Origin of the sequence: Methanosarcina barkeri str. Wiesmoor, from assembly GCF_000969985.1 — an archaeon.
GTDB lineage: Archaea > Halobacteriota > Methanosarcinia > Methanosarcinales > Methanosarcinaceae > Methanosarcina > Methanosarcina barkeri_B.
Genome location: NZ_CP009526.1, coordinates 2,708,577 through 2,733,032 on the forward strand (window position 1 = coordinate 2,708,577; position 24,456 = coordinate 2,733,032).

General features: G+C 38.7%; 23 protein-coding genes. 12 read left to right on the plus strand and 11 right to left on the minus strand.

All coding sequences use genetic code 11. The features are described 5' to 3' along the window. Nucleotides 1-24 precede the first annotated feature (24 nt). Entirely contained in the window at nt 25-237 is a 213-nt protein-coding gene (locus MSBRW_RS11245) for a hypothetical protein (RefSeq protein WP_011307572.1), read from the plus strand. Between the two features lie 605 nt (nt 238-842). After that, nucleotides 843-4,628, plus strand: a complete 3,786-nt coding sequence (locus MSBRW_RS11250) for a hypothetical protein (RefSeq protein ID WP_196297993.1) — start codon at nt 843-845, stop codon at nt 4,626-4,628. A gap of 269 nt (nt 4,629-4,897) precedes the next feature. Here the strand turns inward: MSBRW_RS11250 and MSBRW_RS11255 are convergent, their stop codons facing one another. The 5 genes from MSBRW_RS11255 to MSBRW_RS11275 form a co-directional block, all read right to left on the minus strand. Beyond that, nucleotides 4,898-5,617: a site-2 protease family protein gene (locus tag MSBRW_RS11255; protein ID WP_011307570.1), complete on the minus strand. Its 720-nt coding sequence runs from the start codon at nt 5,615-5,617 to the stop codon at nt 4,898-4,900. A gap of 86 nt (nt 5,618-5,703) precedes the next feature. Then, nucleotides 5,704-6,207, minus strand: a complete 504-nt coding sequence (locus MSBRW_RS11260) for a hypothetical protein (protein ID WP_011307569.1) — start codon at nt 6,205-6,207, stop codon at nt 5,704-5,706. Between the two features lie 492 nt (nt 6,208-6,699). Then, on the minus strand, nt 6,700-7,557 hold the full coding sequence (locus tag MSBRW_RS11265; RefSeq protein WP_011307568.1) for a 4Fe-4S binding protein: 858 nt from the start codon (nt 7,555-7,557) through the stop codon (nt 6,700-6,702). Nucleotides 7,558-7,868: 311 nt separating this feature from the next. Continuing rightward, complete coding sequence (locus MSBRW_RS11270; RefSeq protein ID WP_011307567.1) at nt 7,869-8,207, minus strand: branched-chain amino acid transporter permease; 339 nt, start codon at nt 8,205-8,207, stop codon at nt 7,869-7,871. Continuing rightward, nucleotides 8,207-9,166 (minus strand): AzlC family ABC transporter permease, encoded by a 960-nt coding sequence (locus MSBRW_RS11275; protein WP_011307566.1) that lies wholly within the window; start codon nt 9,164-9,166, stop codon nt 8,207-8,209. The genes MSBRW_RS11270 and MSBRW_RS11275 overlap by 1 nt, the downstream gene beginning before the upstream one ends. A 1,241-nt stretch (nt 9,167-10,407) precedes the next feature. Between MSBRW_RS11275 and MSBRW_RS11285 the strand changes: the two genes are divergently transcribed. Then, nucleotides 10,408-11,250, plus strand: a complete 843-nt coding sequence (locus tag MSBRW_RS11285) for an Mrp/NBP35 family ATP-binding protein (protein ID WP_011307565.1) — start codon at nt 10,408-10,410, stop codon at nt 11,248-11,250. A gap of 321 nt (nt 11,251-11,571) precedes the next feature. Here MSBRW_RS11285 and MSBRW_RS11290 read toward each other — a convergent pair whose 3' ends face one another. Next, a complete protein-coding gene (locus MSBRW_RS11290) occupies nt 11,572-11,898 on the minus strand; it encodes a DUF2769 domain-containing protein (RefSeq protein ID WP_011307564.1) in 327 nt (108 codons plus the stop codon). A gap of 178 nt (nt 11,899-12,076) precedes the next feature. Here MSBRW_RS11290 and MSBRW_RS23895 point away from each other — a divergent pair, with 178 nt between their 5' ends. Next, entirely contained in the window at nt 12,077-12,211 is a 135-nt protein-coding gene (locus MSBRW_RS23895; protein ID WP_268990256.1) for a hypothetical protein, read from the plus strand. An 18-nt stretch (nt 12,212-12,229) separates the two neighbouring features. Next, nucleotides 12,230-12,478, plus strand: coding sequence for a hypothetical protein (locus tag MSBRW_RS11295; protein ID WP_011307562.1), 249 nt, complete (start codon nt 12,230-12,232; stop codon nt 12,476-12,478). Between the two features lie 77 nt (nt 12,479-12,555). On the opposite strand, the gene MSBRW_RS23900 is transcribed toward MSBRW_RS11295, so the two are convergent. Together MSBRW_RS23900 and MSBRW_RS23905 are read right to left on the minus strand one after the other, a co-directional pair. Next, on the minus strand, nt 12,556-12,819 hold the full coding sequence (locus MSBRW_RS23900; protein ID WP_011307561.1) for a CHAT domain-containing protein: 264 nt from the start codon (nt 12,817-12,819) through the stop codon (nt 12,556-12,558). Nucleotides 12,820-12,859: 40 nt separating this feature from the next. Then, nucleotides 12,860-13,207 carry a CHAT domain-containing protein gene (locus MSBRW_RS23905; protein ID WP_048102879.1) on the minus strand — a complete coding sequence of 116 codons (348 nt, stop codon included), beginning with the start codon at nt 13,205-13,207 and terminating at the stop codon, nt 12,860-12,862. Nucleotides 13,208-13,336: 129 nt separating this feature from the next. On the opposite strand from MSBRW_RS23905, the gene MSBRW_RS11310 reads away from it, so the two are divergent. Continuing rightward, nucleotides 13,337-14,530 (plus strand): MBL fold metallo-hydrolase, encoded by a 1,194-nt coding sequence (locus tag MSBRW_RS11310; RefSeq protein WP_011307559.1) that lies wholly within the window; start codon nt 13,337-13,339, stop codon nt 14,528-14,530. 442 nt (nt 14,531-14,972) lie between these two features. On the opposite strand, the gene MSBRW_RS11315 is transcribed toward MSBRW_RS11310, so the two are convergent. Then, nucleotides 14,973-16,379, minus strand: coding sequence for a lipocalin-like domain-containing protein (locus MSBRW_RS11315; protein ID WP_011307558.1), 1,407 nt, complete (start codon nt 16,377-16,379; stop codon nt 14,973-14,975). Between the two features lie 311 nt (nt 16,380-16,690). On the opposite strand from MSBRW_RS11315, the gene MSBRW_RS23490 reads away from it, so the two are divergent. From MSBRW_RS23490 to MSBRW_RS11325, 5 genes are all read left to right on the plus strand, one after another. Then, a complete protein-coding gene (locus MSBRW_RS23490; RefSeq protein WP_230669707.1) occupies nt 16,691-16,885 on the plus strand; it encodes an MBL fold metallo-hydrolase in 195 nt (64 codons plus the stop codon). 14 nt (nt 16,886-16,899) lie between these two features. Next, the gene (locus MSBRW_RS23495; RefSeq protein ID WP_230669710.1) at nt 16,900-17,151 is read left to right on the plus strand and encodes a hypothetical protein; all 252 of its coding nucleotides are present in this window, start codon (nt 16,900-16,902) and stop codon (nt 17,149-17,151) included. Between the two features lie 121 nt (nt 17,152-17,272). Beyond that, the gene (locus tag MSBRW_RS23500; RefSeq protein ID WP_230669712.1) at nt 17,273-17,458 is read left to right on the plus strand and encodes a hypothetical protein; all 186 of its coding nucleotides are present in this window, start codon (nt 17,273-17,275) and stop codon (nt 17,456-17,458) included. 89 nt (nt 17,459-17,547) lie between these two features. After that, entirely contained in the window at nt 17,548-17,784 is a 237-nt protein-coding gene (locus MSBRW_RS23505; RefSeq protein WP_230669714.1) for an MBL fold metallo-hydrolase RNA specificity domain-containing protein, read from the plus strand. A 71-nt stretch (nt 17,785-17,855) separates the two neighbouring features. After that, nucleotides 17,856-18,401, plus strand: a complete 546-nt coding sequence (locus MSBRW_RS11325) for a ferredoxin domain-containing protein (RefSeq protein ID WP_048103372.1) — start codon at nt 17,856-17,858, stop codon at nt 18,399-18,401. 194 nt (nt 18,402-18,595) lie between these two features. On the opposite strand, the gene MSBRW_RS11330 is transcribed toward MSBRW_RS11325, so the two are convergent. After that, the gene (locus MSBRW_RS11330; RefSeq protein ID WP_011307556.1) at nt 18,596-19,753 is read right to left on the minus strand and encodes an LL-diaminopimelate aminotransferase; all 1,158 of its coding nucleotides are present in this window, start codon (nt 19,751-19,753) and stop codon (nt 18,596-18,598) included. A gap of 549 nt (nt 19,754-20,302) precedes the next feature. Between MSBRW_RS11330 and MSBRW_RS11335 the strand changes: the two genes are divergently transcribed. Beyond that, nucleotides 20,303-23,077 carry a tetratricopeptide repeat protein gene (locus MSBRW_RS11335; RefSeq protein WP_080565372.1) on the plus strand — a complete coding sequence of 925 codons (2,775 nt, stop codon included), beginning with the start codon at nt 20,303-20,305 and terminating at the stop codon, nt 23,075-23,077. Between the two features lie 79 nt (nt 23,078-23,156). Here MSBRW_RS11335 and MSBRW_RS11340 read toward each other — a convergent pair whose 3' ends face one another. Next, nucleotides 23,157-24,455, minus strand: coding sequence for a M48 family metalloprotease (locus tag MSBRW_RS11340; protein ID WP_011307554.1), 1,299 nt, complete (start codon nt 24,453-24,455; stop codon nt 23,157-23,159). Between the last annotated feature and the right edge of the window lies 1 nt (nt 24,456).

Sequence of the window (24,456 nt, forward strand, 5' to 3'; positions counted from 1 at the left end):
ATAATAAAAAAGAGGTGATAAAAAATGGAAAGACTAAGGAATTTGATCCTCGAAAACGTAGCAATGTTCAACAATGCGTTTCCGAACAAATTCTGCCATAGTCCGGATGTCATCTCCGCAATCTCACACGACTATAAGTTCACTTACGGACAGATTGAAAACGAGATTGAGAAGATGGTCCATGAAGGAGTTCTTGATGCAGAACTCTCGGACTGGTGCGGAATAAAGCTCGTATAAGGAGCTTGCTGCCTTTCGAGCAGAAATTAAAGAAATCGAAATCACAAAACACTGCACGACGACAAAAAAGGACTGACTGAGAAATAGTAAATTGGACTGAATATCTAAGAACTTAACTGGATATTTGGCCGCTTAGTTAAGTATTTGCACACCAAGTCAGGTGTCCAAATAGGATAAAGAAATAACATACAGCGAAAACTTCCATACAGATATAAATTCATTTGAAGTTTCGCAGATAGCTAAATTCTTTTTCCCCAAAACCTTTTTTAATCTTAAATAATTTTAAGAAACGGGTATTTTGCATAACTGCTTTTTTTCTGATAATACATTTTAAGCTTTCAGGCGAAAATATAAGGAGCCACGGTTGAGTTATGCCAAATATCTCGAGGCCAGCCTTGAAGCTTCGGTAATTATTTATAGAATTAAATCTATATTTTTGTGGTATGTTAAAGAGTGCGTTATGTATTGATTAAGTGTGGAAATTCAGTCATCCTTTCGTTGTGGAAATGTCTTTTTTGGAGTGAAATTTGTTTTTCAAGGACAAAACTCACTGAGGATAAAACTCACAAATTAGAGAAGTTAATTCTTTATTTTTGATGATTCTCATGACTCATATTTTAGAAATAAAACCTGATGATATAAAAAAACTTGATGAAGTACAATTAACTGATTTGCTATTGCGTCTATTGCGTTTAGAAGCGAGAAAATATGGACTTCCCGTCTCCTCAATATCGGGCACTCTTAATACTAAGGCAAAAGATGGAGGGGAAGATGCATGCATAAGATGGTCAGAAGGACCTGAAAAAACTGATTGGATTCCTAACCGTTATACTTTATTTCAGTGTAAAGCAACAGGAATGCCACCTTCTAAATGCAGTAGTGAGATTATATCTAATAGGAAGCTGAAACCACGAGTAAAAGAAGTTTTTGACAACAATGGAAGTTATATTCTATTTTGCACAGACGATTGTACCTCACAGTCAAAAGAAGATAGAATAAAAGCTTTTCGAAACTCAATAAAAAGTACAGGGACTTCTTACTACGATACTATTGATATCCAGATTTATGATGCAAACTCAATTAGGCTGTGGGTAAGTGACTATATTTCTCTTATAATTCAAGTTCATCATTGGCTTGGGAAAAATTTACGAAGCTGTATAAGTACATGGGAAGATTGGAGTAAATACCATGAGAATAATATTAATTACGTTTTTGATGAAACACTCTCAAACTACATTTCTCAACTAAGAGACCATTTCACTGGAACAAAAAAAGTTGCTCGAATAATTGGTTTGTCTGGTCTTGGAAAAACAAGGCTTGCTCTTGAAGTCTTTAGACCCTCTGATAATTCTCCAACAAGTGTTGAGTACCATGCAGTTACAGACCAAGTAGTATATATTGACGCTGCTGTTAATTCTGCTGGATTGCAAGGAATAGTTAAACAATGGCGTGAGCAGGAGTTAGAAGGAATTTTAGTTGTCGATAATTGTGAATTAGAACTACATAGAGGACTAAAAAGAGAAATCGAACATTCTGATAGTCGATTAAGCTTACTTACCTTAGATTACAATTTAGAATCAAACGATGATGACTATATTATAAAATTAGAACGAGTATCAAATAACGTTATAAAGGAAATTATAAAGCAAACCCACTCTGAACTATCAGATCCATTTATAAATCGTATTGTTGAATTTGCGGAAGGCTTTCCACAAATAGCTGTCAAGCTTGCAGAAGCTAACTTTAATGAAGTGCGTGATTTAAAAGGTTTAAGTAAAAACACTTTAAGGGATAAGTTAATTTGGGGTCGGAAACCTGAAAACGAAGCAGCACGTAAAGTAATTGTTGCTTGTTCTCTTTTTACGCACCTTGGCTTTTCTGATGATGTAGTTGATCAGAGCAACTTTGTAGCAGAGCATATATGCAATATTTCAAAAGAGGATTTTTATGAATATGCTGTAAATTTTATTGAACAGGGTATATTAGATAGAAGAAATCGATTTGTAAGAGTTGTACCAATGCCATTGGCACTCGGGTTAGCTACAGATTGGTGGAAGGGACACCGAAAAGAAAAATCAATAGAACTTATCACAGCTGATATGCCTGATGGGATGGCAGAAGCTCTTTGTGATCAAACTAGCAAGCTTCATAACCTTCCAGAAGTAGTAGAAGTGATAGAAGAATTATGCAGCAGTTCATCTCTTTTTGGCCAGTTAGAAGTGCTAAATTCAGATAAGGGTGCAAGGTTATTTCGCTCTTTAGTAGAGGTGAACCCACAAGCTTCAGTAGAAGCTCTCGAGCGTGTTTTTGGAAGTTGTACCAAAGAACAGCTTCTTCAAGTCGGTCCTGGAAGAAGAAATCTTATATGGGCACTTGAAAAATTGTGTTTTCATAAGGAAACGTTTCCAATTGCTTCAAAACTAATGTTATCTTTTGCAGTAGCTGAAAATGAAAGTTGTGGAAATAACGCTACCGGTCAATTTTTACAATTGTTTCATATTTTCTTGTCAGGAACCCAAGCTCCACCTAATGCTCGTTTAGAAGTGATTGATGAAGCCCTAATTTCAAATGATATTGAATATAAAGCTCTTGCAGTTAAAGCACTCGGGAGTGCCTTAAGTAGTCATAGTTTCTTTCGTCTTTTAGGTGTAGAATGTCAAGGAAGTCGATTTCCCCAAGAAGAATGGATACCCAGATCACGAAATGATGTTCCTAATTACTGGCGTGCTTGTTTACAACGTCTTATTCCAATAGCTTGTTATGATGATGAGCTTGGAAAACTATCTAGAAGGCAAATCACTGAGAATTTCAGAAGTCTAGTTCAATATGGTTTTATGGATGATATTGGATCTGCATTAACAGCAATATGTAATGAAAGTGGTATTTTTTGGCCTGAAGTATATAACGAAATTGAAGAATCTATTAATTATGAAGACTCAGCAATCTCAGAGGGAAATCTAAATAGGTTAAAAAAGTGGCTGGAGATGTTAAAGCCTATATCAATAAGTGAAAAGCTAATATTAATTGTCCTCATTCCTTCCAATATATTTAAAAAAGATGAAAATGGAAATTATATAGACTTATCATATAATAAGGCTGTTTTATTAGCAAAGGAATGTTCTAAAGATATAACTCCTCTCTTAAATCATTTAGATATATTATTTAGCAATAAACAAGTATATGGCTTTATTTTTGGATCTACATTAGGTGAAAATTTAACTTCTAATGATATTTTTATTGAAAAATCGTTATCTGTAATGAAAAAAATGAACCCAATAGAAGTGGACCCTACTGTTTTAGGTGGATTCTTGTCTGCAATAAATACCAGATCTCCTGAACTAGTACAGAAAGCATTAGACAGTATAAGTATGGATGAAAAACTTTATATTTATACTGTTTACCTAACAAGCTTTATCACATCTGCTGAAAAAGATCTAATACGAATTGTTGAACTCATTAATGCTGGAAAAATAGGAGTTAAAAACTTACAAATACTAGACCTCTCTCATGAATCTCCAAAAACAGTTTTATCTTTTTGCAATGATTTGACTCAATTTGGTCATGAAGGATCACTTTCAGCATTAGCAATACTTTACCATTATACGCTGAATAAACCTGATAAATTAAAAGTCTGTAAAGAAGAAATCAGAAAAATCTTAATGACTCCTGGAATTATAAGTAACTTTGATAGAGATTCATTAAATTATGATCATTACTTATTAGAATTTCTAGACACCTTCTTGTTTAATGAGGATGAAGATCGCGAATTAGCTTCACATATTTCAAACGAGATTGTCGAGATTTGTTCCAAAAATATAAATGTATATTTATTTTGGAAAATTCTTAAATCAATAACACAAAAGCTTTTGTTAAGATACAAGGAAATCGTTTGGACAACTTTTGGTATGGGATTACTTTCTGAAAATTATACTATAAAGAGTCACATAATGAGATTGTTTGATTCTTTTAACAATGCAGAAAACTTCAATAAAAGTATTTTATCTGAGCTACCATTAGATTTTTTGATTGAATGGTGTAAAGAGAATTCTGAAAAGGCTCCGATATTGATTGCTAAAATAATGCCAATCTTTGCGAAAGATGAGAATTCTTGGTCGTTACATCCTCTTGCAAAATTAATAATTAATAATTATGGTGATCGTCCTGATGTACTATTGGAAATAAACAGGAACTTAGATACTTTTTCATGGAGTGGTTCTGTAATCCCTTATTACGAAAAGCAAATTGAGATAATGATGAAACTATCGGATCACAATATTCCTAATGTTCGTAAATGGGCTGAGAATAATATAAAATATTTAAATAAGAAAATTGAATCTCTAAAAAAGAAAGAAGAAGAGCATGAATTAGGTATCTTTGATCCAATTTTTTAACCTCATAGGAATCATGTAAGAGGCTATTTGAAGAAATTTGAAAATCTGTCAACTATACCCTCACATCAGCGAGGATATGCACAAATACGCCAGCAACTATGTCGCGAAACTCAGTCATAGCCAGAAAAACAAATAATAAACTCAAAAAGCCTTCAAATAGCCTCTTGATAAAGCCTAAAGTTGGACCTTAAATACATAGGCTAACCTTTAGCTAGCCCAGCACACATATCCCAGGAATCAGACAAAATCCACTAACCCCTAACTAAATATCATACAGATCTATCTAATTCTGAGTAAAATCGATCCTCATTAGATGCGCTACCATAAATATAGAGAGCAATTAGGGTAAACCAGATATCACCTACGTAAAATCCATAAATCGCCATGAGAACAGCAAAAAACTTTCCGATGGAAGCTGCACTATGAGTAGCCTTTACATACGACATTTTCCTGGCAAAAACTGAACGGAGTATCCTGCCTCCATCCATAGGAAAGGCAGGCAGTAAATTAAAGATCCCAAGCACTAAGTTCATTGATCCAATGACCCAGACAATAAGATATATAGGGTTTTGAGAAAGCGCAGAGTTAGAGGATATTACGTAATTGTATGTGAACAGGCAGATAAGACCTATTACGAGGCTCATTAAAGGCCCTGCAAAAGCTATTTTTGCTTCTTGTCCGGGTTTCTGTGGGATTTCCATAGAGGCTACACCTCCAAACAGGAGAAGAGTGATGCTATGAATATTGGCCCCATAACGCTTTGCAAGATAAGAGTGTGAAAGTTCATGTAAAAGTACTGAGACAAAAAGGAAGATAGCAGAAAGAGTAGAAAGAGCATATTTAACTATAATTGGCTCAACTCCCGCAAAACCGTATGGCTGTGAATTGATCGCGAAAAAATATGCAGATATCGGAAGTGCCAGAAGGAAAGATGTATCCAGTTTGATAGGTATGTCCATTATGTTTCCGATTTTAAAAGATGACTGCATGATGAAAAAACTCCGTTTTATTTCTATAAAATTAAATAATTAATATTTTTAACTTAAGTTCAAAAGAATCTCTAGAATTTATATCTTTACTCAATATGTAAGTCCATTGTAGTATCCAACTGTGCAGGCTCGTTCTCGACAGCTGGTGTACACTCGCAGTGAATATATTTCAGCTCATATCGTTTATCGATGTCAATACGGTCCAGGTATTTCTCAAACATTTTGCACATCCGATATTTAGAGTCGCTGAACTCAGTCTGTATTTGCTCCTCTATCGATTGTGCGGACTCCATAATATACTCCTTACCAATATACTCCTTACCACACTTTTTACATTCTGTTTTCGTGATACACAACATATGTACAGTTTCAATGCCAGTCACAGACGATTTTTCAGATGCTCGAGCAATTGCCTTAAGCACAACTCTGGCAGTGTCATTGTTTAGCTCGGAGCCACAATCGCAAAATTTGCTGTTCTCAAATATTTCGCTATAATTAATTTCAATACATTTGTTGTTAAGCATTTTCTTATTATCTGCGCAGGCATACACATCCATCGTATTTGTCTCGTCCATAGTACCACAAACCATTATAGACCACAAACAGTATAAATTTTTTTATGTTTAATTTATGTTTAATGAATGTCCAGATGTCGAACTCACAAAATAGTCAACTAAAACAAGAAATCAGAAGAAAAAGAAGAGGGGAAGAACAATAAATGTAGAGTATGAAGAATACAAAAGGAAAAGTAAAGTAAGAAGATTCAGAGAGGTTCTTTAGCTGGATAAAATCGTGTAAAAATCATATAAAAATCATGTAAGAAGGTGTTTCCAAGATATGAAATTAAAGAAACATCATACCTTGGAGTTGTAATGTTAGCAGCAATGATGAAATTACAGGAAGGTTTTGGATAGTCTCTCAAATAAAAAAAATAAAATTAAAAGTGCCAGTACAACACAAGCAAAAAAATTGTAAGCTCATTTAGGCTGAAACTAAGGATTCCTATGAAAAACTTTAACATCAGTATAAAGTTTTTCATATATCATGCATGTACCAAAGGCTCATGAGGGTTTCTACAAAGCTCAGGAAAGAACTTCTTCCTTATACTTATCAATACCGAGCCTTTCAATGAGTTCTCCTAACCTTTCCCCGTCAAGACCTTCTCTCTTGTAATACTCGAAGGTTTTTTCAAGGACTGAGAAAAGCTGATCTTCGTCTGCAAGCTCAAGAAGCTTTATTCCCTGCATGGGCTGGCGTCCGGCTTTGCCTCCAACAAAGATCGTGCATCCGGTTTTTTCTGCCTTCAGGGCATCTTTCCGGCAGGCAGCAATACATGCTCCGCAGAGAATGCATTTTTCAGTATCTATAGAGGCTTTATCTTCCAGGACTTTTATTGCTCCCACCTTACAAGCCTTTTCACAGAGCTTGCAGCCAACACAATTTTCCTCGACGATTTTGGGCATTACCGTACCCATGATTCCAAAATCATTTTCCTGAGGCCTTACACAGGCTGCAGGGCAACCTGTTACTGCAATCTTGAGCTTTTTAGGGACAGCTTCTCCGAAGTATTTTTCATCGATCCTGCTTGCCAGGCTTTCGCAGTTAATCAACCCGTTTCTGCAGACCCTATCTCCCTGGCAGGCGACTACTGCTCTTACTCTTTTTCCGATAGAGCCTCCTGAAATGCCCTGCTTTTCAAGTTCGTTGTTTGCTGCTTCCGCATCTTCAAGTTTAACAAAAGGAACCTCTATCTGCTGCCTTGAGGTTATGTGAACGTAGCCCGAGCCATATTTCTCGGCTGCAGCTGCAATTGCTCGCAGTTTTTCGACATCCAGATTCCCACTCACGACCTTCAGACGCATTGAAAACATATTTTCTTGCCTCTGAGGCAGAAATCCTTTACTTTTTAGTAAAGACTCATCAATTTTTTTCTCATTCATGTAAGGTCACTTATTACAAAGGCATTATTATGGATGCATATAAATATTTTTGTCTTTTTTCAGTTGGCTTTCTTATAGATTTTGACATTTAACAGATTGCAGATTTAACCGAACCCCGGTATATGAAGAATTTGGAAACATGCATATACCAGAGAAAAACAGGAGATTTTTTCAGAAAAGGCAAGAGAACTGGATCACAGAAAGGCAAGAGAACTGGATCACTGAAAGACAAGAGAACTGGATCACTGAAAGAAAGGGGAAAAGTCAGAGAAAGGCAAAAGAACTGAATCACTGAAAGAAAGAGGAAAAAGTCAGAGAAATGAAAAAACGTTGAACTGCACGAGTACCATATAAAGCGCCGTTCCTGTAAAGATGCTGAGCATGGCATTTCTTTTCCAGAAGTGAAGCCCGGCAACGACACCTATGGTAAACAATTCCGGAATCCCGTAAGGAGCTGTAAGCCATTGAACGTCTTTCAGGCAGTAGATAACAAGTAGCAGGAGAATCATAGGAGGCAGGTTTTTTTCAATAACCGCAAGCATTGCAGGGGGTTCCCTTGAACCAAAAAACAGAAACGGAAGAGCTCTGGTTGCAAAGGTTGCAAGCGCTATGACAGTAATGGTTATGAGCATTTGAAGAGCGTCCAGCATCAGTTTTCCTCCTTTATTTTGTCTTCAACAGACTGCATGGGTGTATTAATCAACCGAATTTCCTTCTTTATTTGTGAATTTCCCTGCATTTTCTGTGTTTCCCGAGTTTTCTGTGTTTTCTGTGTTTTCTGTGTTTTCTGTGTTTCCCGAGTTTTCTGTGTTTCCCGAGTTTTCTGTGTTTCCCGAGTTTTCTGTGTTTTCTGTGTTTTCTCCGTTTTCTCCGTTTTTTGCTTTCTTTGTGTTCTCTGCACTGACCTTTCCCTGCCAATCAGGATCAGAGTCCCAAGAACAATTGAGGCAAGCAACATATTGTCAGAGCTGAATAAAATAAGAGACAGGGCTCCTGCGCCAACTGCGGTTATGAAAGGAAAACGCGCTTCTGAACTGAAATACTGCTCTATGGTCAGCACCACAAATAGCGCAGTCAGCACGAAACTCATGCCCTCAAGATTAAGATCCAGGACAGAGCCTAGTACAGCTCCCAGAACTGAACCTGCGATCCAGTAGGAGTGGTCAAGGGCTGCAATATATAAGTAAAACTTTGATTTTGAGCTGCCTTGTGGGACATCTGTTGTAGTCAGGAGAGCGTATGTCTCGTCAGTTAGTGCAAAGATCAGGTAAGGTTTAACCTTTCCAATCCCGGAAAACTTATCAAGCAGGGACAACCCGTAAAAAGCGTGCCTGAAATTCAGAAGCAACGTGGCTATGGCAAACTCAGTTAATCCTGCGCCTGCAGAAAGTAAAGCTACTGCCAGAAACTGGCCAGAGCCTGCATAGACAAAAAGGCTCATAATAAATGCGTAGATCCAATGATATCCTGCACCGTCAAGCAGAAACCCAAAAGCCATCCCAAGGGGTATGTACCCAAGAAGCACAGGAACTGTGGTTTTAAAGGCGGTGGTGAAAAGATCTTTGTTTTGTTCACCTGCTTCCCTTTTGTACTCCCCATTTCTGACCATATTATCTATCTTCTGCTGCCTGTACAGTAATTCCTTTTGAAAAATGAAAAACAGGAATTATATTTATCATATATATCTTTTGTCAATATAGTATTACATTCGGGAGTAAGAACCGTCAGCCTGCTCACAGTTAGAAATCAAATTTGTGCTGGTGCATCTCACTGAAAGCAACAGGGTATTTAACTGAAATAAATATTAGCTGTTGACAAATGTTGATACATATACTAGACCAGGATTATTTTTATATTTCCTATAAGATTATTATCTTTGGGGAGGAATAAATGTATGGTATAGACAGTGACAAGTTCATGTTGATTTCTTTTGATTTACAAAAAATAGCCTTGGTTCTTATCATTATTGGGTTCATCATATTAAGAGTAGGAAAATTAAGTAAGGGAATATTAAATAGACACGATATGATATCCATATTCGGATATTTGCTAGTCGTCTTATCTGTCCCTTATATAGTTAATTTCACATACGACACCATAATCTCGCAAACCTTTATTCCTGTAATTTTAATCATTCATTGATAGGAATTGTAATTTTATTCCTGGGATTTATTTTTGTGATTAACAGAAGAAGCTGGAAAATCAAAAGAGGATGGAAAACTAAAGTTAACATGCAAACTCTTTTAGTTTTATGGCTAGTAAATTTCATATTAGGGGGTATATATGGCTTTATTTATTTAATACAGTTGCCACTTTTACTAAAGATGTCATAAGTTCTGGAAGGAAGCTCGTCTTAATGAGTGAAAAAGAGTCATGACAGGTTTAAAAAGCTTTGAGTATAGAATTGAGTATAAAGAATTGAGTGTAAAGAATTGAGTGTAAAGAATTGAGTGTAAAGAATTGAGTGTAAAGAATTGAGTGTAAAGAATTGAGTGTAAAGAATTGAGTGTAAAGAATTGAGTGTAAAGAATTGAGTATAAAGAATTGAGTGTAAAGAAACTCATAGCATGTTAAAACATTTAAAAATATATGGAAAATCTACAGATCGACCGGAATAGGTTTAAATGAATCATCTTAAAACCGATCCCAAAATGAATTTTATCTCTAAATTAGTAAAGTTTTAAACTACTCTTGTGGTCAGGGTATCAGTTGATTATTCGGAAGCCGAGATTCAGAGAAGTAATTTTGAGTTTTAGGATCAGTTCCATGTCTAAAGGTACTGATATTAGTGAAGATGCTTTCCTTCAAGATAACTAACGGGAACAAGGGAAATTTAAGCAGGCGATCAAAATGACAGATCAGGTTCAACCACTTGTAAACTTATCGAAAAAACCCACTGAACCCAAAATGATAATTAACCTCAGACGCATCAAGCGTAAGATCCTGATAATGAGTGGGAAAGGTGGAGTTGGAAAAAGTACAATTGCAGCAAACCTAGCTATCGGACTGGTTCTGCACGGATATAGAGTGGGACTTCTTGATTGTGATATTCACGGCCCGACTATTCCCACAATTTTCGGTATGGAATCTATGAAGCCAGAAGTTAGCGAAGAAGGCATAATGCCAGTTGAGGTTCTTCCCAATCTTTTGTTGATGTCTGTAGGTTTTCTACTAGAAGATAAAGACTCTCCCATCATCTGGAGAGGGCCATTAAAAATGGGGATTATCGAAAAGTTACTGGAAGATGTCGTCTGGGGAGAACTTGACTTTCTGATTATAGATCTGCCTCCAGGCACAGGAGATGAACCTTTGAGCCTGGCTTTGCTGATCCCCGAGATTGATGGCTCAGTACTTGTAACAACTCCTCAGGACGTAGCTCTCGTCAGCGTCCGCAAATCAATCGGATTTTCTAAAGAACTCAATGTTCCTGTTATAGGTATTGTCGACAATATGCATGGATTGATCTGTCCTCATTGCGGCAAGCCAATAAAAGTGTTTAGAAATGGAGGAGTGGAAAAAGCTTCAAAAGATTTCAATATCCCTATCCTTGCCAGACTCCCGATAGAGCCAAAAGTCGCAAAAATGGAAGATAAGGGCACAGTTGTCCAGGAAATGCTTAAACATGACACTGAATGGCAGAAAAACTTCGAAAATTTTGTGATTGCAGTAGAAAAAATCCTGAAGGAAAAATAAGCGGGATAAGTAGTTGAAAAATGTAATGTAGTTCGGAATTATGCACTTGAGGTTCAAAATCAATTACACTGAAATCAATTACACTGAAATCAATTACACTGAAATCAATTACACTGAAATCAATTACACTAAATACCATGGTTTTAATTTGCATTTTTAACAGTTAAAGGTTTACTAGCTGTTGATTTACCATTTCAACCACGCAAGTTCTAATGCAAGTTCTAATTAGTTATAGTCAAATTCACATTTTGGACAATTGGAAATTTAATACTCAGTTTATTAAGTTCAACTGACAGGTCCTAAAAAGATAAAATAAGGGAATTAAGCCTTACCGTTACTGCAGTAATACTTACCTACGTTTGCATTCTCCAGATTGTGCTCTTTCCAGACAGGGCAGGTATGACAAATGCAGTCTTTGTTAGGATCTAGGTCTTTACAGATAGCTTCACCTGCCGAACAATAGACTCCGGGAACACTTTGCGGTGATGGAGCTTTACCTTCTCCTAAATTTTTCGCTTCACTTTTGAAGTTTCCCATTTTTTCCAGTGCACATGCACTCTCAGATTGTACAGGGCACTGAGAACACATGCATCTTTCGAGATTTGATGCAATATACGGAACTTCTAAGGATTTACTCATATTACTCATTTTACTCCCCCTATATTATAAGATTCATAAAATAATATTCATTCCGTATTCTGAATTTATAGAATAAAATCGTTTTCAGTTTTCAGAATTATTGTGACTTGGAGCCTATCCAAAAAGCCAGTGATGTATGTTGAAAAGTTAACCCTGGTTGAAAAGTTAAACCTAGCAGGTGAAAGAGATGTATCGCCAATTTTCCGAAAAAGACGAAAATCTCTTCATGGCCTGGAAACTTGGCAAAGAGGAAAAGATCCGCCAGGATGCCGGAAAAAACGGAATCCTTTCCCAAGAGAAAAGCTTGTCAGGGATTGCGTAGGAATAGAAAATGTGAACTATGAAATTACTCATAGTAGGGAAAGCAATTGATTACTGCTGGAAATTTACTTATTGGGATTACATGGTTATTGCTTTTCTTAATTCCGGACTCTCACCGGTTGCAGACGACCGGCTTTTCCGAAAAAACGAATTACAAGATGCAAACTCAAAAGAAGAAATATTTATTACTACTGGAGCGCAGAGGGTCACGAATACCCCATCCTTTAAAGACTGTCTGATAATTATTGGCAGTAATAAAAAATGCTAAAAAGAAAGCAAATAAGACCTTTAAATCAAAAAAGAAGGAATTCTTTTATTACCAAAAGTAATTGTCGGACAGCTTGTTTAGGGTAGGGTGGCCGCATGCAATTTGATTTTTCCTGCCTGGGCGCAGTTGAAGTCTGAAAGACACAGTACTGGAGTTGCGAAACCGAAACCATTGATCTTTTCCGAATCTTTCATCGCAATTCTGAATTCATAGAGCGCAACATCAACTGATTTTCCGCTTGCACTTGTTCTATAAAAAGTGTATGCAAATTTTGTTGCCACGTCATCCAGTACCGAATACTGCATGGCTACTACAGCGGGGATTCTCCGTTTTGAAAGCATCTAGCTAATTCACAGAAAGCTTCTTTGTTCGAGCCTTTAGCTAATATCCACAGGAGCTGAGCACAACAAGCTTTATGCCCATGTTTGAAAAAAGGTCTGCAAGGGTTTTATTGCCTATAAGTCTGGCTGTTCTGTCTTCGGACTCAAATACAAGATATCCTTTGCCGTTTCTGTTTACTCCATGTCCAGTGAAATGTACTATGTGATAATCTTGCTCGGTGAAATAACTCTGGACGTTTTCAAAGGTGGTATCTTCTGTAAAATCGACTTTGATTTTTTGGCCTTTCTGGAGCTTATCCAGGGCTTGCAGAATAATTTCCTGCTCTTTTTCAGTGTTTAATGGTGGAAATTCCGGGACTATCTGGACTTTGTTTGTCCTTGCGTTCAAATAAGTATTTAACAAATATTATAGCAAATATTATATCAGATATTATAGTAAAATTTTAATAGATTTTAAAGAGGTTTTATTCTGGAGCTTACCTTTAAAGGCGGGTGCAGAGAAGTAGGACGTTCGGGTTTGCTGGTAAACGATGAGGTTCTGCTTGATTACGGCATAAAGACCGGGGATATCCCGGAGTATCCACTCAACAGCATGGAACCAAAGGTTGTGCTTATCTCACATGGACATCTTGATCACTGCGGGGCTGTCCCAAACCTGATGTATCAGGATCCTGAAGTTTTCATGACCCCGCCGACTGCAGACTTTACTTTTCTGCTTGGAAAAGATACCCTGAAACTTGCAGAAAGCACGCTGTCAGGAGTAGCTCCTTTTGATCCCGATGACCTTCAGAAGCTTGCCAGGCGAACACAAAAAATCGATTGTGGAGAGACTTTTAAAAGTCATGGATACAGAATCTGTTTTTACAATGCAGGCCATATTCCTGGAGCATCTGGGATCTTCCTTGAGTCGGAATCTGGAGAAAGCCTGTTTTATACAGGCGATTTCAACCTTAAGGAAACAAGGCTTGTGCCCGGCGCGGCTGAGTTTCCCGAAACTGATACTCTTATTCTCGAGAGCACGTATTTTGGGGAAGAACATATCCCGCGAAAAGAGACCGAAGAGAGGTTTATCGAATCAGTTCTCAGCACTCTTGATATCGGAGGCACTGCCCTTATCCCTGCCTTTGCAATAGGCAGGACTCAGGAGATACTTATGCTGCTTGATGCCCACGGAATTCAGGCTTATGTGGACGGCATGGGCAGGGACGTTTACAAGATCCTTAAAAAATATCCGGAATATCTTAAAAATCCCGAGCTTCTTGATCGGGCCTTCGGGCGTGCTATTCCCGTAAAAAACCATCAGCGGGATTCAGTACTTAAAGAACCTTCGGTTATTGTTACTACAGCCGGGATGCTGAACGGAGGGCCTGTACTTTACTACCTGAGCCGGCTTTACAAAGACCCCAGTTCCAAAGTCCTGCTTACAGGTTATCAGGTTGAAGGCACAAACGGCAGGCTTGCGCTTGAGCACCGGATGATAGAAACCAACGGAGATGTCCTGGCTCTCAAACCCAGGGTAGAACAGTACGACTTTTCCGCACACAGTGGAGACAGTGAGCTCAAGAAGCTTGTGAAGGATTTTTGCAGGAAAGGTACGGAAAGGATCTTTGTGATGCACGGGGATAAAACCGAAAGTTTTGCTCAGTGGATTTCGGAAGAGATAGGTGTGGATGCGTATGCTCCCGCAAACGGGGAATCTTTTACCTTTTAAAGATAAAAGGAAAGGATAAATAGTTATTAAAAAAGATTCTTAAACATCTTTTTCTATTTGTGTTTTTATTGCATTCGTTGGACAGAATTACTGGCATTTAAATCATCCAGATATATTCATTATCAACAAGGGCTTGATCACCATCCATTTTAGAAAACACTCATCGAGCACTGATGGATCATCATGAGGTAAAACTACTCCTTAAAGAAGGTTGGATGTCCGCTGGGCGCTATCAACAGGATTACCGTCCGGTGGTGAGTCGGACAGCCCTTGACCCAGTCGTTATAAGGCTCGATCAGGTAATCAAGCCCTGACACTGGAGATTTCCAGGCCTTCAAGCTTTCCCATACCATGGACGGACCGAAGCTGCCTCAGTCGATTTAGCGTCGCCGACGTTCCATATCGGCGACGTGTTTACCTGTTCAGTTCCCACACGAAAGGTTCAGTTCTGTTTCTTCACGCTGTGGTTCAGACCGCCGTCGAAACGGATGTATCCCGGAGCAGTAGCTTCGGGAAGCCCACGGGCGATTGGCGCTCCTAGTGGAGGTAGCTGCGCCAATTCACAGAACCCTTCTGCTACCACCGGTCCGTCAATTGAGCCATTATGGAGCTCCAAAGCTCCTTCTATGAATGGACCCGCAGCGCCTGCGCTCTCCTGGGAGGGAGTGGAAGATGGGGATACGTAGAACGTTCCTTTCGGCGTCTTCAGTTCTCCATACCACGGGTACGACATATTCGTTATAGGTGATGTCCACCACTTGATCGGCGTGTACACGATAGACGGCCCGAACGCGTACTGCGGTGGCTGGCCCTTGGGTACAAAAGCGAACCGGTTTTGTTGAATTTGCGGGGAGTCCCAACCCATCATAGCGGCTGTTAAGTTGAAAGGTACGGTGGTGGGTACAACTCCCGCAGGACTGCCGTAATACTGCCGCCAGGTAAATGAATCCCCGTTGGGGAAACGGGCATAACCCCAGAAGTATCGGAGCTGTTCAGGTGACTGGAAATTGCCCCACTGGTGTTCAAACCAGGCTATGCCTTCAATCTCATGGACAACGCCGTCATCCAGGGTTACCGTGCCATTCATTTCCATCTCCGGGGCTACGTAGTAGTATGAAAGACCGTACATAGTCGAAGGGTTCTGATTGTACTGGTCATTGAATCCAATGTTTTCCAGCCCCCAGTAAGCCATTGGAATGTAGCCTGGGATCTTTACGATCCCGGTGACGTCAAAGTTGTACGGAGTGCCGGCAGTCATATTACTCTCGTTTGTCGCCCACCCTTTGAAATTCCACCGTTCCTGGGAATAGCTGTAGTTCGTGGCCAAACCCTGCTCCTTACCAACCTCACCTATCGTATAATTAAAATTTCCATTGGACCCCGTGGTCACAAACTTGCCCGTCGGGTCAATGGCATGACTGTAAAACTTGGCTTCATCTTTGTCGAGGTAGGCTACGAGAACCCTGGTGTGGGGCCTTTGTATGTCATTGCGCCAACCCTGTTGTAAATTGCACACAAACAAAGATATGTTGTGGCCTGTCGTCAGGTCCTTGCCCAGGAATGTAAAGTAGTGCCACTCATCGAAATCGTTAAAGTGGTAGGTAGGTCCGCTATGCCATTGGTGGTCCCTGGGAAGGTGGTAGAGTCCCTGTTCTTCCGTGTTCAGCCCTGGGCTCGTGAGCCATGGTGCGGATCCTGGGGCCGAAGTTGTTGTGTTCATTGAAGTTTCATTATCTGTTTTGACTGCGATGGTTCCTGCAGGTTCTGATGCTTGTGCGGCGCTAGGAGGAATAGCTAAGCATAGCAATAGTAGAGAAACTAGCAATCCAGTTTTCAATCCAATTTTCATTCTTTACCCCCCGTATGTGAATAGACCATTTGGTCTGCTTTATGAATTGGTTAAGCATATTTTGCTTTATCAATTAATCATCTAGATCCGTTTTTTAGAAGATTAATATTGGATAAATTCTATCTCCATATTATATGCCGAAGAAATGGGTCTAAATTACAGCAATATTATTATTTAGAGAATATAATATAATAAGAATGATAAATAAGGAAATCAATATTGAAAACCTGAACCGATATTAATGAAAAGCCGACGTTATCCAATCGAGTTTTCAGAATATCCTCTACAATTATATTGAGCCGAAAACAATCATGATCTCACATGAGTACCTGAACCACTGCGGGTCTGTCCCTAACCTTATGTACCTGAATCCTGAAGTCTTCACGACTCCGCCTACCGCAGAGTTTACCTTCCTTCTCGGGAGAGATACCCTCAAACTTGCAGAGATAACGCTTTCGGATGTAGCCCATTTGACCCCGATGACCCCCAGAAACTTTTACGAGTGACCAGAAAATAGACTATGGGGAAACTTTCAAAATACACGACAACAGGGCTTGCTTCCACACCGCAGACCATATTCCGGGAGCTCAGGAAATCCATCTCGAATCCAAATCCAGAAAAAGTCTTTTTTATACAGGAGATTTCAACCTGGAGGAGACCAGGATTGTACTGGAGGCAGCCAAATTTCCCGAAGCAGACACCCTTATCCTTGAAAGCACATATTTTGGGGAAGATCATATTCCTCGAAAAGAAACAGAAAAGAAGTTTATAGAAGCCATTCGGAATACTCTGGAAATAGAGAGTACTGCCCTTCTTCCTGCATTTGCAATAGGCAGAATCCAGGAGATATTATGCTGCTTGATACCCACGGAATTTAGGCTTATGTGGACGGCATGGGCAGAAATATGTACAAAAATCCTCAAAAGTATCCTGAGTACCTGAAAACCCCGGACCTCCTGAATGGAGCTTTTGAACATGCTATTTCCGTAAAAGACAGGCAAAGGGAGGCAGTCCTCAAAGAATCATCAGTTATCGTTACTACAGCCGGAATGCGGAATGGAGGGCCTTTTACTACCTGAGCCGGCTTTACAAAGATCCCAGTTCCAAAGTTCTGCTTACAGGTTATCAGGTTGAAGGCACAAACGGCAGGCTTGCGCTTGAGCACCGGATGATAGAAACCAACGGAGATGTCCTGGCTCTCAAACCCAGGGTAGAACAGTACGACTTTTCCGCACACAGCGGCGATAGCGAGCTCAAAAAGGTTGTGAAGGATTTCTGCAGGAAAGGTACGGAAAGGATCTTCGTGATGCACGGGGATAAAACCGAAAGTTTTGCTCAGTGGACTTCGGAAGAGATAGGTGTGGATGCGTATGCTCCCGCAAACGGGGAATCTTTTATCTTTTAACGAGGAAATGAAATATAACAGCCTTTTTAGCCTGCGAAATGCTTAAACCCGGACAACTCCAATTAGCTGGCATGATTCTCAATCCTGAATCCGAAGTACTTGAAACACTTGCAAAGAATGTACTTCTGGCTGCACGGACTGCCCCGAAAGCCAAAGGTATAGACGATATAGTGACTGCCCTTGTCGAGAAACCTGATATCGAAGTGCTTGCCTCGAAAATGGAAAAACTGGCGGATGAAAAAGGCGCAGGCTTTGCTTTTCTAAAAAGGGATGCTGCAAATCTTCGAAATGCAGGGGCTGCTGTCCTCATTGGTGTTAAAACCAGCGGGGCTGCAGGCCTGGACTGTGGAGCCTGCGGTTTTGAAACCTGTGCTGAGATGCTGAACCGGCAAAAGGTAGAAGGAGATTTCAGGGGTCCTAATTGCATGCTCAAGTATGTGGACCTGGGAATAGCTATAGGCGCAGCCGTTGCAAAAGCTAAGGATTTCTGCATTGACAATAGAGTGATGTACTCAATTGGTGCAGCAGCTAGAGTTTCAGGCTTGCTGGATGCAGATGTTGTTTTTGGAATTCCGCTGAGCGTAACCGGGAAAAATATCTTTTTTGATAGAAAATAAAACCTGTAAGAATAAGGCTCCTATAAAAACTCTCAAAAAAGGCTGATACTTGTATGAAAAAGAAAATTTTTTCTGGTCTGGTACCCAGGGTATCTGGCCAGATTATTTTTTCATGTTTTATATTTTTTAGAAGTAATAAAAGATTTCCTAATGATGAAGAGAGCTTCTCTAAGGCTCAGGACTTCTTCAAGTAGTTAGAATTTTAGTTTTTTCATCCTTTCGACAGCTTCTCTTATTCTCTCGACCGATTTTGTGAGGGCAAATCTAATGTAGCCTTCGCCGGCTTCTCCAAACCCGACACCAGGGGTTGCAATGATTCCAGCTTCTTCAAGCAGGAGTTTTGCAAAACTCATTGAGGTGAAACCTTCAGGTACCGGAGCCCAGATATAGAAGGTAGCTTTTGGAAGCTTTACTTTGAGGCCCATGGCCTTGAGTCCTTCTATCAGAGCATCCCGTCTCTCCTGATATATTTTAGTTGTTTCTTCGACACAGGTCTGCGAAGAACAGAGTGCTGCAATGCCCGCGATCTGGATAGCATCAAAGACGCCTGAGTCCACATTGGATTTGACCTTACCGAGCCCCATTATAAGGTCTTTATTTCCGACCGCAAACCCGAGCCTCCAGCCTGTCATGTTATAGGTCTTAGAATGCGAATAGAGTTCCATGCCAATGTCCATTGCCCCGTTGGCAGCAAGGAAAGAGGGAGATTCGTACCCGTCATATGTCATCTGGCAGTAGGCGTTGTCATGCACTGCAATGATGTCGTATTTTTTGCAGAACTTAACGACCTTTTCAAAAAACTGCATGTCCGCAGTTGCAGCAGTTGGATTGTTAGGATAATTAAAGAAGAATAACTTTGCCTTTTTCAGAATATTCTCAGGAATTGAATCCAGGTCAGGCAGGAAATTATTTTCGGCAGTTAGCGGTAGTGGATACGGTTCTCCACCCGCAAACATTGTTCCTATTTTGTAAACCGGATACCCGGGATCGGTATAGAGCACGACATCTCCAGGGTTGACAAACGCGAGTGGAATATGCGCAACCGCTTCCTTTGACCCGATCAGGGCAAGGACTTCAGTCGCAGGGTCAAGCTCAACTCCCTTGTATTTCTTACACCAGTCCGCCGCCGCTTTCCTGAATTCCGGCATCCCGGCATAAGAAGGATACTGGTGCGTTTTAGGGTCGCAGACAGCTTCCCGCATAGCCTCGACAATGTGCGGGTGCGTCGGCAGGTCAGGGTCTCCTACGCCAAGGTCTATAACATCGACTCCTCTGGCAATTAGTTCGTCCTTCGCTTCGTCTATGGTAGCAAAAAGGTATGGGGGTAGTGCATTGATTCGATCAGAGTACATTGATAACGTCACCTGAAGATGATTAGCATGCGTAAGTTTTCATAGTTACGGTATTTTGAATATTAAAAGGTATGGGATAAAGTATTGAGAATAAAATTCAAAGATATTCAAAGACATACTATTCATTGTTTTTATTCGTATAATTTTCCATTTAGTCTAAGCGTTTTTTTATATTTAGTAAATATACAATTCTTATGAATGTATTATATGTTTTTGTAAATGTGTTATATAATTATTTTTCATTTTCTTTAATATTGAGCATATCCTAAATTCCGTATCATGAAATTAATTTTCTTCATATTACGTAAAAAACTTGACTTCAGATTTACAGCAAATTTGAGACACTGCGATTTTGAGCTTTGTAACAGCACATTTAATCGGATAAATATGATCAGATAGTTAGATTTACTTTATTAATAATTAGTATGCAAAAAGATAGAGAAATATATGTGAAATCAAATCTGTTTATTTAAGCTTGCCAATAAGCAGGTGTGCGTAATCTAATTAACAGAACCTATTAATGGGGAAATAGGGGACTGGTTGAGTTTTATGAATAATTTTTTAGAGTTGCAAGCTTCCTTATACAGTTTATTTGTGTTTATTATGATGCTTATCATTATATCACTGTTTGTGTATTTAGTTATGTCTTATTATGGAAACAGTACAGATAAAACCGAAAAGTTGAAAGGATTTAAATATAAAAATATTATTCTTTTTATTATTATATTAACGATTTTTTTTGTTGCTATGTATTTTGTGCATGAGAGCCCAATTGCCTGGATTGTAAGAGGAGATGCATTAGCTAATTCTGGTAATTATAAAGAAGCAATAAATGCTTACGATAAAGCAATTGAACTTGATCCTCAAAATCCAGAGGCTTGGAATAATAAAGGAGTTGCACTTTCCAATTTAAGTAATTATGAAGAAGCAATAAAAGCCTATAATAAAGCAATTGAACTTGACCCTCAAAACTCGCTTTTCTGGTATAATAAAGGGAAAACTCTATACGAGTTAGGCAAGCAAGAAGAATCAACAAAAGCCTACAAAGAATCACTAGAGGCTAGTGAAAATGCAATTGAACTTGATCCTCGAAACTCGCTTGCTTGGTATAATAAAGGGTCAGCTCTTCAGGAGCTAGGTAATTACCAGGAAGCAATAACAGCCTACAATAAGGCAATTGAGATCTATCCGGAGTATAAAGAAGCCTGGTATAAGAAAGGATTAGCCTTTTACAACTCAGGTAATTATGAGGAAGCAGTAAAAGCCTGCAATAAAACAATTGAGCTTGATCCTCAAAACCCACGTGTCTGGGCTAATAAAGGAAATGCTTTGTCTAAATTAAATAGTTACGAGGAAGCAATTACAGCATATAATGAATCAATTGAACTTGATCCTCAAAACTCAGTTGCCTGGAATGGTTTAGGATTCGCTGTAGCTAGTTCAGGTAACTACGAAGAAGCAATCAAATTCTACAACAAAGCAATAGAAATTGATCCTCAGAATTCAGAGGCTTTGAGTAATAAAGGATTTGCTCTTTACAATGTAGGTAACCGCGAGGAAGCGATAAAAGCTTTAGATAAAGCCATAGAAGTAAACCCTCAAAATGCAGTTGCCTGGTATGATAAAGGATCGATTCTCAAAAATTTAGGTAATTACGAAGAGGCAGTTGAAGCTTTTGACAAAGCAACTGAATTAGACCCCAAAAAATCATCTGCTTGGAATAATAAAGGAAATGCTCTGTCTAGTTTAGGGAACTATGATGAGGCAATAAAAGCATACGATAAAGCAATAGAAATTGACCCTCAAGATCCAGGTCCATGGAATAATAAAGGAATTGCTCTGTCTAACTTAGGAAGTTACGAAGAATCGATTAAAGCCTTTGATAAGGCAATAGAGATTAACCTTTCAAGTTCAGTTACCTGGGCCAATAAGGGATTAGTTCTGTCCATATTAGGAAATTATGAAGGAGCAATAAAAGCTTTTGATAAATCAATAGAAATTGATCCTCGGAATTCTATTGCCTGGGTTAATAAAGGAAATGCCCTCTACAATTCAGGTGAGTATGAGGGAGTAATAACAGCCTGTGATAAGGCAATTGAACTCGATCCTAAAAACTTAGACGCCTGGACCAATAAAGGTAAAGCCCTGTCCAGTTTAGGTGATTATGAAGAAGCAATAAAAGCTTATGATAAAGCACTTGAGATCGAACCTCAAGACCCGCTCACCTGGAATAATAGAGAAATTGCTTTTGGTCATTTAAACAATTACGAAGAAGCGTTACGAGCTCATAATAGAGAGATAGTAAGCGATTCCGAAGATCCAGAAGTCTCATGGAACGATAAAGGGTTAGCTCTTTACTATTCAGGTAATTACGAAGAATCAGTAAAAGCCTATGATAAGGCAATTGAACTTGACCCAGAATATGCGGATGCCTGGTTCAATAAAGGAAATTCTTTTTTTAGTTTAAAGAATTACGAGGAGGCAATAAAAGCATATGACAAAGCGATTGAACTTAAACCTCAAAATTCACTTGCCTGGAATAATAAAGGGTTAGCTCTCAACAATTCAAGCTATTACGCAGAGGCATTAAAGTCATACGATAAGGCGATTGAACTTAACTCTCAGGATTCAGCTGCCTGGAATAATAAAGGGAACACTCTTTCTAGTTTATATGATTACGAAGGAGCATTGAACGCCTACAATAAAGCAGTTGAAATTAACCCCCAATACTCAGATGCCTGGTACAATAAAGGGAATACTCTTTGTAGCTTAGGCCGTTATGAGGAAGCAGTAACTGCCTTTAATAAGACACTTGAAATTGACCCTCATAATTCATTTGCCTGGTGTAATAAAGGAATAGCTCTGTCCAGTCTTGGTAATTACGAAGAAGCAATGAAATCTTTTGATAAAGCACTCGAAATTGACTCTCAAAATTCACTTATTTGGTCTAACAAAGGACTAGCTCTTTTCGAATTTGGTAAGTATGAAGAAGCAGTAAAAGCTTATAATAAAACAATTGAGATTGATCAAAGTAATACAGAAACTTGGAATAATAGGGGATCAGCATTTTTCTTGATAGGTAACTACGAAGAAGCGATGAAAAACTACAATAAAACAATTGAACTTGACCCTGAGTACTCACTTGCCTGGTATAATCGTGCATGTTTGTATTCTCTTATCAATGACAAAGAGCAGTCAATATCTGATTTGAAGCGCGCTATTGAAATCAATCCGGCGTACAAAGAAATGGCAAGAGTAGACAGTAAATTTGAACATTTATGGGATAATGAAGAATTTAAGAAATTGTTAAACATCACTGAGTAGTTCTATGGCATTAAAAAATATTGAGATTGTAGATCTCAATATTTTGGTATCTTTGGTTGATCTAACAGATTTTAGGCTTTTAGATATATGAAAGGGTAAAAACGCATAATAAGACCAGTGCACTTGAGAAGTAAGACTTGTAATGTTCCAGATTATATGTTTCACGCAGTCCGGAAAAAAATCTAACCCAATAAACTGCCAGGATGGGCCATAGTACAACTATTATGGAAAAAAATAACCAGGTAAATGACCTCGTATCTATGTATGTCATTACATATTTAAGCAACTTTCCCGAAAATTCTTGTACATTGCTTGCTCCAAAGAGAAAGATTACGATGTAGCTGGATAATGCGTAGATTGTTAGCATAAATAATTGAAACAAATAAGCTAGGGGAAAAAGAAAAAGAAATAGCAAGACACTTCTTTCCTTACCAGAGTGGACCGCCATCCAGCATCTCAGAGTATTTGGAGGATGGGTTACTTGAGCAAGAAGCCATTTTTTAAATGATTTTTCTTTTTTCAGTTTTTCCATTATTTTTAATGAATTTTCAGTGACTTTTAGTGAATTTTCAGTGGAATTTATTTTTGATGTCAGCATAAATCTATCCGCATTAAGTTCCGCAGACCAGATCCCTACAATAGGAAGGGTGAAGAAGCCTAAGGTTTCGAAGAGAATAACTATTGGGTCTGTTAATGAATACAGAAGAAACATTGTGGCTGCAAGTATATTATGAGAGGCAGATTCGGTCAGATCAACTAAAACTAGAAATATTTGAATCAGGAAAACAAAGGCAATAATACCTATAGAGTGCTTAACCACGAATTCAAAAAAACTACCTGCTCCGAGAATAAAAGCATCTCCATTTCGATAGTGTCCAATTTCATGGAGAAGTATTTCTTGAGAACTTTCTCTGTCCGAGCGCCAGGACTTGATAAATTTTCCAAATATTGCTATGCCTGTCTTACGATAACCGATGGGATAGATAAATACTTCTTCACTCTGGCTGAGAAGATTGGTTTTGATTTTAAGATCCGGAGCGTGCAATTTAAGAAAGTCTTCAATTTCTGCCATTGCAGGAATTACCGGATAATTTTCAGTTAGTTTATATTTTTTTTCAACGTAACGAGTTCGTATAAAAGGGAACAAAACACTTAAAGCACCTAAAAATAAAAATATACTGGGAATCCAGAAGGGCAAGTTTACCAACTTAAATCTACTAATAAGGGTTAAGTTTGCGTATGTTGGGTCTGTAGAAAATAAAAAAGATTCAAGATATTCTTTAAGTAATTCTATTTGAGTAGGCAACATATATATGTACACAATAAACCATACCCACAACCATGGTGGAAGGGATTGGCACTTTCCGTTTTCGGGCATA

Excerpts from the sequence above, each read along its gene's own strand:
- MSBRW_RS11245 (WP_011307572.1), top strand. The coding sequence starts at position 25 with ATGGAAAGACTAAGGAATTTGATCCTCGAAAACGTAGCAATGTTCAAC.
- MSBRW_RS11250 (WP_196297993.1), top strand. The coding sequence starts at position 843 with ATGACTCATATTTTAGAAATAAAACCTGATGATATAAAAAAACTTGAT.
- MSBRW_RS11255 (WP_011307570.1), bottom strand. The coding sequence starts at position 5,617 with ATGCAGTCATCTTTTAAAATCGGAAACATAATGGACATACCTATCAAA.
- MSBRW_RS11260 (WP_011307569.1), bottom strand. The coding sequence starts at position 6,207 with ATGGTTTGTGGTACTATGGACGAGACAAATACGATGGATGTGTATGCC.
- MSBRW_RS11265 (WP_011307568.1), bottom strand. The coding sequence starts at position 7,557 with ATGAATGAGAAAAAAATTGATGAGTCTTTACTAAAAAGTAAAGGATTT.
- MSBRW_RS11270 (WP_011307567.1), bottom strand. The coding sequence starts at position 8,207 with ATGCTGGACGCTCTTCAAATGCTCATAACCATTACTGTCATAGCGCTT.
- MSBRW_RS11275 (WP_011307566.1), bottom strand. The coding sequence starts at position 9,166 with ATGGTCAGAAATGGGGAGTACAAAAGGGAAGCAGGTGAACAAAACAAA.
- MSBRW_RS11285 (WP_011307565.1), top strand. The coding sequence starts at position 10,408 with ATGACAGATCAGGTTCAACCACTTGTAAACTTATCGAAAAAACCCACT.
- MSBRW_RS11290 (WP_011307564.1), bottom strand. The coding sequence starts at position 11,898 with ATGAGTAATATGAGTAAATCCTTAGAAGTTCCGTATATTGCATCAAAT.
- MSBRW_RS23895 (WP_268990256.1), top strand. The coding sequence starts at position 12,077 with ATGTATCGCCAATTTTCCGAAAAAGACGAAAATCTCTTCATGGCCTGG.
- MSBRW_RS11295 (WP_011307562.1), top strand. The coding sequence starts at position 12,230 with ATGAAATTACTCATAGTAGGGAAAGCAATTGATTACTGCTGGAAATTT.
- MSBRW_RS23900 (WP_011307561.1), bottom strand. The coding sequence starts at position 12,819 with ATGCTTTCAAAACGGAGAATCCCCGCTGTAGTAGCCATGCAGTATTCG.
- MSBRW_RS11315 (WP_011307558.1), bottom strand. The coding sequence starts at position 16,379 with ATGAAAATTGGATTGAAAACTGGATTGCTAGTTTCTCTACTATTGCTA.
- MSBRW_RS23490 (WP_230669707.1), top strand. The coding sequence starts at position 16,691 with ATGATCTCACATGAGTACCTGAACCACTGCGGGTCTGTCCCTAACCTT.
- MSBRW_RS23495 (WP_230669710.1), top strand. The coding sequence starts at position 16,900 with ATGGGGAAACTTTCAAAATACACGACAACAGGGCTTGCTTCCACACCG.
- MSBRW_RS23500 (WP_230669712.1), top strand. The coding sequence starts at position 17,273 with ATGGGCAGAAATATGTACAAAAATCCTCAAAAGTATCCTGAGTACCTG.
- MSBRW_RS23505 (WP_230669714.1), top strand. The coding sequence starts at position 17,548 with ATGATAGAAACCAACGGAGATGTCCTGGCTCTCAAACCCAGGGTAGAA.
- MSBRW_RS11325 (WP_048103372.1), top strand. The coding sequence starts at position 17,856 with ATGATTCTCAATCCTGAATCCGAAGTACTTGAAACACTTGCAAAGAAT.
- MSBRW_RS11330 (WP_011307556.1), bottom strand. The coding sequence starts at position 19,753 with ATGTACTCTGATCGAATCAATGCACTACCCCCATACCTTTTTGCTACC.
- MSBRW_RS11335 (WP_080565372.1), top strand. The coding sequence starts at position 20,303 with ATGAATAATTTTTTAGAGTTGCAAGCTTCCTTATACAGTTTATTTGTG.
- MSBRW_RS11340 (WP_011307554.1), bottom strand. The coding sequence starts at position 24,455 with ATGCCCGAAAACGGAAAGTGCCAATCCCTTCCACCATGGTTGTGGGTA.